The 539-nt window shown below is 54.2% G+C and carries 1 protein-coding gene; it reads left to right on the top strand.

Annotated elements, in window-relative coordinates; all coding sequences use genetic code 11:
* Window positions 1–539 (top strand): TonB-dependent receptor domain-containing protein (locus RTW80_RS27055; RefSeq protein ID WP_312721171.1); only part of this gene is annotated, 539 nt, incomplete at both ends.

Raw genomic sequence — 539 nt, 5'->3', positions numbered from 1 at the left:
CTCTTTACCCTCAACGGTGGCGTACGCTATCAGTACACTGAAAACAAGATTGATGATTTCATCGGCTACGCGCAGCAACGGCAGATTGCCGCCGGGAAGGCTACATCCGCCGACGCCATTCCTGGCGGCTCAGTCGATTACGACAACTTCCTGTTCAACGCCGGTCTGCTGATGCACATCACCGAACGCCAGCAGGCATGGCTCAACTTCTCCCAGGGCGTGGAGCTGCCGGACCCGGGTAAATACTATGGTCGCGGCATCTATGGTGCTGCAGTGAACGGCCATCTTCCTCTAACAAAGAGTGTGAACGTCAGCGACAGCAAGCTGGAAGGCGTGAAAGTCGATTCTTATGAGCTGGGCTGGCGCTTTACTGGCAATAATCTGCGTACCCAAATCGCGGCCTACTATTCGATTTCTGATAAGAGCGTGGTGGCGAATAAAGATCTGACCATCAGCGTGGTGGACGACAAACTCCGTATTTACGGCGTGGAAGGTGCGGTGGACTACCTGATTCCTGATACTGACTGGAGTACCGGAGT

Origin of the sequence: Escherichia sp. AM3, assembly GCF_032029835.1 — a bacterium.
In the GTDB taxonomy this organism is placed as follows: Bacteria; Pseudomonadota; Gammaproteobacteria; order Enterobacterales; family Enterobacteriaceae; genus Escherichia; species Escherichia coli.
Note: the sequence above shows the minus strand (reverse complement) of the source record. Positions and strands in the feature narration are given on the sequence as shown.